6 protein-coding genes and 2 pseudogenes are annotated in these 7,203 nt (G+C 63.2%); 6 read left to right on the top strand and 2 right to left on the bottom strand.

What is annotated here, in order from left to right:
* Nucleotides 1-1,004: methyl-accepting chemotaxis protein (locus tag ABIC30_RS31335; protein WP_354456803.1), on the top strand; the 1,004-nt coding region annotated here is incomplete at its 5' end.
* A gap of 635 nt (nt 1,005-1,639) precedes the next feature.
* Here the strand turns inward: ABIC30_RS31335 and ABIC30_RS31330 are convergent.
* Nucleotides 1,640-2,739: pseudogene (locus ABIC30_RS31330) on the bottom strand (IS3 family transposase).
* A gap of 390 nt (nt 2,740-3,129) precedes the next feature.
* Here ABIC30_RS31330 and ABIC30_RS31325 point away from each other — a divergent pair.
* The 4 genes from ABIC30_RS31325 to ABIC30_RS31310 all read left to right on the top strand — a co-directional run bounded on the left by ABIC30_RS31325 (nt 3,130) and on the right by ABIC30_RS31310 (nt 5,455).
* Nucleotides 3,130-3,507: a Ros/MucR family transcriptional regulator gene (locus ABIC30_RS31325; RefSeq protein WP_354456802.1), complete on the top strand. Its 378-nt coding sequence runs from the start codon at nt 3,130-3,132 to the stop codon at nt 3,505-3,507.
* A gap of 3 nt (nt 3,508-3,510) precedes the next feature.
* Nucleotides 3,511-4,608 carry an HD-GYP domain-containing protein gene (locus tag ABIC30_RS31320; RefSeq protein WP_354456801.1) on the top strand — a complete coding sequence of 366 codons (1,098 nt, stop codon included), beginning with the start codon at nt 3,511-3,513 and terminating at the stop codon, nt 4,606-4,608.
* Nucleotides 4,609-4,700: 92 nt separating this feature from the next.
* Nucleotides 4,701-4,964 (top strand): hypothetical protein, encoded by a 264-nt coding sequence (locus tag ABIC30_RS31315; protein WP_354456800.1) that lies wholly within the window; start codon nt 4,701-4,703, stop codon nt 4,962-4,964.
* Nucleotides 4,961-5,455, top strand: coding sequence for a CYTH domain-containing protein (locus ABIC30_RS31310; protein ID WP_354456799.1), 495 nt, complete (start codon nt 4,961-4,963; stop codon nt 5,453-5,455). The genes ABIC30_RS31315 and ABIC30_RS31310 overlap by 4 nt, the downstream gene beginning before the upstream one ends.
* A 408-nt stretch (nt 5,456-5,863) precedes the next feature.
* Here ABIC30_RS31310 and ABIC30_RS31305 read toward each other — a convergent pair whose 3' ends face one another.
* Complete coding sequence (locus ABIC30_RS31305; RefSeq protein ID WP_502915893.1) at nt 5,864-6,832, bottom strand: IS481 family transposase; 969 nt, start codon at nt 6,830-6,832, stop codon at nt 5,864-5,866.
* Nucleotides 6,833-6,970: 138 nt separating this feature from the next.
* On the opposite strand from ABIC30_RS31305, the pseudogene ABIC30_RS31300 reads away from it, so the two are divergent.
* Nucleotides 6,971-7,203, top strand: a pseudogene (locus tag ABIC30_RS31300) (IS110-like element ISMno7 family transposase); the annotation flags it as partial.

Raw genomic sequence — 7,203 nt, 5'->3', positions numbered from 1 at the left:
ACGGCGAGATCGATGCCGAGATCCCAGAGGCTGCGCGTCGTGACGAGATCGGCGAGGTCGGCCGAGCTGTGGAGGGCATCAAGGCCATGGTCGCGCGGAAGGCTGCCGAGGAGGCGGAGACGAAGCGCATCGCGGACGAGGCAGCGGCACAGGAGCGCAAGCGAACCATGTTGGAACTCGCCGACGGCTTCGAGGCCGCGGTCGGCGGCATCGTCGGCTTGGTCTCCTCTTCCGCCACCGAGCTCCAGGCGACCGCCCAGCAGATGACCGCCACCGCCCAGGAGACCGCTATGCAGTCCACGACAGTCGCGGCGGCGGCGGAAGAGGCGTCGACCAACGTCAACACAGTCGCGGCCGCGGCCGAGGAGCTCGGCTCCTCGGTGCAGGAGATCGGCCGGCAGGTGCAGGGCTCGGCCCATCTCGCCCAGGCGGCAGTCGGCGCGGCCGATGACACTGCTCACCTCGTTCAGGCGCTCAGCCAGAACGCAGCGCGGATCGGCGACATGGTCGGGATGATCTCGGGCATCGCCGGCCAGACCAACCTCTTAGCGCTTAATGCCACGATTGAGGCGGCGCGGGCGGGCGCGGCCGGGCGGGGCTTCGCGGTGGTGGCCTCCGAGGTGAAGGCGCTGGCCGAGCAGACCGCCAAGGCGACCGAAGAGATCGCGCGCCAGATCGGCGAGGTTCAGGGTGTGACCGCGCAGGCGGTGACGGCGATCGGCGGGATCACCGGGCGGATCCGGGAGATCGACAACGTGGCGACGTCGATCGCGGCCGCTGTCGAGGAGCAGGGGGCGGCGACCCAGGAGATCGTGCGCAACGTGGCGCAGGCTTCGGCAGGCACCAACGAGGTGACGGGCAACATCGCGGGCGTGGCGCAGGCGTCGGAGGAGACCGGGGCGGCGGCCTCGCAGGTCCTGTCGGCGGCCTCGGAGCTGTCGCGGCAATCCGAGCATCTCGGTGCCGAAGTCGCCCGCTTCCTCGCAACCGTCCGGGCGGCCTAATTCCAACTCGTTCGCTTAAAAGTCCGCTTCTGCTGCTCAATGTTGCAGAAGCGGACTGTCCGTAATCCACCTACCCGGTCGTAGGCCTCACCCTCACTGACAGCTCGGGAGAAGGCCTTCCAAGAGCGCAAAATAGGTTCCAAAGAGCCGCGGAGGCCCTGGGCCACTCCATATAGTGGATCAGCGTCGAACTGGACTTGCTCCGGTTTAATGGCTATTCGTCGTTTAATGTGGCTTCCCGGTGCGTTCTCCGTTCGTGTGAGAAGGACGGAGCTTGGCTATGGCGCTGCTGCACGAGGTTCCCGGCTGCCGGGTAGTCTCCATCGAAGACGGGCATGAGGCGGGCGTTGTCATGCACGTTCGCGGCTGCCACTGTGCAGGACGATGTCCCGATTGCGGCGCGCTGAGCATAGCCCGTCACGGCTCCTACCAGCGGCACCCCGCCGATCTAACCTCCCTTGGACGAGCCCTTCGGCTCGACCTTATGGTCTGCCCCCAATGAAGTAGTCGGCCCTGAGGTATGGCGTTTGCGCCTGTTGGAGTTGACCCTGTTTGTGGTCCACGGCCTATGCAAGTTCTCCGGCTGTTGAGGGTCCCCCGGATTTTGGTCCGGGCGGAAGGTGAGCTTCCGGATCTCATTCGGCGGCCTGCAGGGCCGCCGCCAGGGCGAATTCCTGGGGCGTCAGCCACCCCAGGGCGGTGTGAGGACGGCTCTCGTTGTAGTGCCGCCGCCACGTCTCGATCTTGCTCCTCGCGTCGGCCAACGACAAGAACTAGTTCGCGTTCAGGCACTCGTCGCGCAGCCGGCCGTTGAACGACTCGACCAGCGCGTTGTCGGTCGGCTTGCCGGGGCGCGAGAAGTCCAACGTGACACCATTCTCCTAGGCCCAGCGGTCGAGGGCCTTCGAGACGAACTCAGGCCCGTTATCGACCTGAGTCGCACACGGTGCTCCGCTCAGCAGCGTCAAGCGGCCGACGACAGCCACGACCCGCTTGCCTTTGATGCCCTGGTCGACCTCGATCGCCAGAGCCTCGCGCGTGAACGCATCGACGACCGTCAGGGCCCGCAGCCGGCGACCGTCGAACAGCGCGTCGGAGACGAAGTCCATCGACCAGCGTTCGTTCGGCCGGAGCGCAGCAGGCTGACGCTCACGGTGTGCCGCGCTGACGTGCCGGCGCGGCCGCTTGAGCCGCAGGCTGAGGCCCTCGTCCCGGTAGAGACGGTGGACCCTCTTGTGATTCACCCGCCAACCCTCCCGGCGCAGCAGGATGTAGATCCGGAAGTAGCCGTAGCGCACCCGGCTCTTGGCCAGATCGCAGATGCGCATCCGCAGCGGTACCTGATCGGGCTTGGTCGAGCGGTGGCGGACGCCCGACCGACCGACGCCGAGCGCGGCGCAGCCGCGCCGCTCGCTCACCTCGTGCGCCTCCTGAACCTGGTGCACGAGCTCGCGTCGCCGAGCAGGCGTCAGAGCTTTTTTGCGAGCACGTCCTGCAGGATGTGCTTGTCGAGGCTCAGATCGGCAACGAGCTGCTTGAGCTTGCGGTTCTCGTCCTCGAGTTGCTTCAGCCGCCGCAACTCGCCTGTGCCCAAGCCGCCGTAGAGCTTCTTCCAGCGGTAGAATGTCTGCTCGGAGATGCCCATCCGGCGCAGCACCTCCGCGACCGGTGTCCCGGTCTCGGCCTACTTCAGCGCGAAGGCGATCTGCTCTTCGGTAAACCTGCTCTTCTTCACAGCTCTGCTCCTCCCGTCAGGGTCTCACAAAATCGGAAAACTCGCACTCACGCCGGACCAAAGCGATGGGGGGACGTCAGTGCACTTGAGAGGTCGTTAACAGCGGCCGCATCTCAAAGATATATTCCTGCCTTGGCTTCGCGTCTGGACAAGGATTTTTGCGCTCCGGAAAAAACTTTTCGCGCGTGCCCGGGATATAATAAGAGTAGTAGGCTAGATCGAAAACTCGATCACTTGAACCTGTACGACTTGGCATTTCGCCTTATCTGCCGTCAAAGGCACGGTCGTGTCACGCAAAGCAATCGCACGATTTTGTGAGCCCGCATAATGAATCCACAACTGTACGCTATGATAGCATACAATGCTGCATCCGATCCGAACTCAACCTTCATGGTGGAGCAGACCGCAGCCCTTCTGGCCGCCTACGTCTCGCGCAATGAGGTGCCGCCCGCGGATCTGCCGCAAGCGATCAGACAGATCCATGCGGCGTTGTCGGCACTGCAGAACAATGCCGCTCGAGTGCCTGTTCTGGACCTACCGACCAGCTCTGCGATCGCGGCCTCCATCAGGCACGACCGTCTCGTCAGCTTCGTTGACGGCAAGGCGTACAAATCCTTGAAGCGCCATTTGGCCTCCCATGGCATGACACCCGGCGAATACCGGAGGCGGTATGGCCTGCCGAGCGACTACCCGATGGTGTCGCCCGGCTACGCCAAGGTTCGTTCCCGCATCGCCAGAGAGATCCAAGCCGGGTTCAAGGCGGCCTGAGCGATGCCGTTCCGCAGCGTTGTCATGCTGACTGACAGACCGGATCGCGGCCGTGCCCTCGCGGACGCCGCTCGATCCGTCACCCATTGTCGGGTGGCCGGACTCGCAGACGACTGGGACGATCTTGATCACGTCCGTGGCTTGATCGCAGACGTCTCAGTGGAGCGGGTCGAGGCGAGGCGCTGCTTCGGCAAGCTCTCCGACCGGCTCAGCGGGCGCCCGTTGCCGATGGTCTTCGTGATGCAGTCGATGCGTGGCGGGGAACTCAGGCAGGCTGAACGGCTCGGCGCGACCGCGTGCTTCCCGCCCCAGACCCTGGCGAGCACACTCGTGACGGGCCTTTTTCGTCAGATAGCGCCGGGCAAGGCCATGACCGACCTCCTGATCGAGCACAGCTTCAACCGGGCGGGCTTGCTGTTCACGGACATGTTCGACGCCGCTCGGCACGGGCGCGTCAACTTGGAGGCGATTGACGACGAGATCGACCCGGTTCTCAGCGCCGTGAAGGTGGGGGGCGTCATGCCGTGGCTGGAACTCGTCCGAGCGCATGACGACATGACTGTCCGGCACTGCCTTCTGGTGGCCGGGCTCGCGGCCCACTTCGCGCTGCATCTTGGCCTGTCGATCGACGATCGGACGTCGCTCGTCCGCGGGGCACTGGTGCACGACGTCGGAAAGGCGAAGATCCCGCTGGCCATCCTGCAGAAGCCGGCCCCCCTCGATGCAGATGAGTTGACGGTGATGCGGACGCACGCCGCTCTCGGGCATGACATGCTGATGAATGCGGGGATCACGGACGCGATTGCGCTGGCCGTCACGCGCCACCATCACGAGATGTTGGACGGCTCGGGCTACCCGGATGGATTGAGCGGCACATCGATCTCCGATCCGGTCCGCCTCCTGACCGTCTGTGACATCTATGCCGCTTTGATAGAGCACCGGCCTTATCGCCCGGCCATGGCGCAGGCCGAGGCGATCGCGGTCCTGAGGCGCATGGCGCCGGACCGACTCGAGACCGCCTTAGTCGAGGCGTTCGCGGCTTCGCTGATCGATGGTCAGACTGCCGCTCGGTCGGCCGAAGTCGAGTCGGGCCGAAGCTGAACAGCACCCAAATGTCACGAGCTACAATCAGCAGAAGCAGTCAGCTCGGTTCGGATGCCCTTCCGTCAACACTAGCAATGATCAGAGCGACCATGCCGGCTGGACCTACGACCCTCGCGGACCTGCGCAAGGCTTCCGTCATCAACAGTCGAGAGATCGTCGCGGCGATCGACGCCTACATGCGAGACCCAGCAGCCGGTGCTTACCGGTTTCCGAGCGGTCACAGCCTCGACATCACGTCCATCGTGGATGCGACGCCTGCCTTACGCCGTATCGAGCGGGCTGGCCCGCAGGAAAAGACGTTCCGCAATGCGCTAGCCGGCGCCATCATGGCGGCCCATCCGACATGGCCGTGATCCATCAGCTGCTCGACATGCCCATCGAGATTGAGCGCAAGTTCCTTGCGAGTCCCGCCGTGCTGGTGCACTGTCAGTCTGGGACGGTGATTGTGCAGGGCTATCTGTACACTGATGCATGCAACACCATCCGTGTCCGACGAGCAGACATGCGAGCCTTTCTGACGTGGAAGGGGCCCAAATGCGGCCCCACTCGCGAAGAGGTCGAAATCGAGGTGCTCCTCGCCCTGGGGAAGGCCCTGCTGGCTATCATCCCGCCAACAGCTCGGGTCCGGAAGACACGATACCGGGTCGATCATGCCGGAGCGAGCTGGGACGTAGACGTGTTCGCTGGTCGCCATGAGGGTCTAATCTTAGCCGAGATCGAGATGGCGCACGAGGATCAAGCCGTGACGCTTCCGCCGTGGGTGGAGCGAGAGGTAACGGACGACGAGCGCTATCGCAATTCGAGACTGGCTGCCTTGGATTTATCTATTCATCGTACGGTATAATGGATTTTTGCACTATGCTCATAATTATGCGATCGTATTATACGTAAAACTTTCATTTAAATCGTAATTTAAATCTGTTGTTCTGGCGTTTGTTGAGGTCGCCCAGAGCCGTCATGCATCGGCGCACAGAATTGGATGGCACAGTCCCGAAATTCTGAACTTAAAAGATCTTAAAGCGCCGAAGTTCCGTGCCGAACGGCTCGATCTTAATATTTTGAACACCATCTTTGCCCCACTCATCGCTAGCACAATTGCACTTGCAGGCGATAAGGAGGTCGCCAAGCGTACAGGTCAGATGGCTCGACGCCGGAAATGACCAAGGGCATAGCTCCTCTCCATGCCTGTAAGCGAGAGCAAAGATCTCTCATCGTACGCCTTTGGTGAAGGCCGCGGTTGAAGGCATCGCACTCAGCGGTCAGTGTATGGTCCCGGAATGTGGTGTGACGGATCGAGCCTGAAGCGTTTGGGCTCTTTGGTCCAGATCTGAAGGACATGCTCGTAGGGCGTGAGGCTACGCAGGGTCTTCAGCCGTCGGGCATGGTTGTAGGCATCGACGAACAGCTGCAGGTGCGCCCGGAGCTGTTCGTGCGTGTCGTAGTGGTAGCGCTTGACCGTAGCGTCCTTGATGGTGCGGTTCATCCGCTCGACTTGACCGTTGGTCCAGGGATGGTTGGGTTTGGTCAGGCGATGCTCGATGCCGTGCTCATGGCAGACGCGGTCGAACATGTGCCGGCTGTAGAGGGCAGTCGGGCCTGAGCGGTTGCGCGGGGCATGGCAGAACTGCACCCCGTTGTCGGTCAGCACCGTGTGGATCTTGTACGGCACGAACGCGACCATCGCGCGTAGGAAGTCTGAAGCGGTGTAGCGGTTGGCCTCCGTTTCCAGCTTGGCGAAAGCCAACTTCGAGGTTCGGTCGATAGCCACAAACAGGTAGAGCTTGCCTTCCTCCGTCCTGACCTCGGCGATGTCGATGTGGACATAGCCGATGGGGTAATCGGCAAAGCGCTTCTTCTTGGGCTTGTCGCCCTCCATCTCGGGCAGGCGGCTGATGCCGTGCCGCTCAAGGCAACGGTGCAGCGACGAGCGGGTCAGATGCGGGATCGTGGGCTGCAGGCCGTAGAGGCAGTCGTCCAGCGGCAACAGGGTATGCCGGCGGAAGGCGACGATGGTCGCCTCGTCCTCCAGTGTCAGGACCGTCGACCGAGCTTCTTTCGGCCCCATGGCGGCATCGGCCGTCGACTGCCGTCCGCGCCATTTCTGGATCGTCGTCGGGCTGACGCCGTAGCGCTTGGCCGCCGCTCTCACACTCTCTTGACGTAGCTGTATTGCGCGACGGATCGCCTTGTATCTCTGAGTTGCCCGCTGACGCGAAGCCAGCGAGGCTACACGGTGAGGGTGCGCCCGCGTTCGCCTTGGGCTTGTAAGCCCGTGACAGAGCAAGGTGCGGCCCTCACCCCCACAGTCCCGAACCCGGACAGCCACTCGGGCCCGAGCCCGCATTTGCAAGGTAGGGTCATGGACAAACAACGCACCATCTTTGTCGGCATCGACGTGTCCAAGGATCGTCTCGACGTTCACCTCAGACCCTCGGACGAGGCCTTCCATGTTCCTCGGGATGTGAAGGGGTTCGAGGCCCTCACGCGCCGCTTCGGCAACCGCCCGGTTGCCCTCGTCGTCCTGGAAGCCACTGGCGGCTTCGAGGCGAGCGTCGCTGCCGCGCTCGCCGCGGCCGGACTGCCGCTCTGCAT

This window comes from Methylobacterium sp. 1030, assembly GCF_040544715.1.
Lineage (GTDB): Bacteria > Pseudomonadota > Alphaproteobacteria > Rhizobiales > Beijerinckiaceae > Methylobacterium.
Note: the sequence above shows the minus strand (reverse complement) of the source record. Positions and strands in the feature narration are given on the sequence as shown.

Bases quoted from the DNA above. Each gene is read 5' to 3' on its own strand.
- ABIC30_RS31320 (WP_354456801.1), top strand. From the start codon at position 3,511: ATGCCGTTCCGCAGCGTTGTCATGCTGACTGACAGACCGGATCGCGGC.
- ABIC30_RS31315 (WP_354456800.1), top strand. From the start codon at position 4,701: ATGCCGGCTGGACCTACGACCCTCGCGGACCTGCGCAAGGCTTCCGTC.
- ABIC30_RS31325 (WP_354456802.1), top strand. From the start codon at position 3,130: ATGGTGGAGCAGACCGCAGCCCTTCTGGCCGCCTACGTCTCGCGCAAT.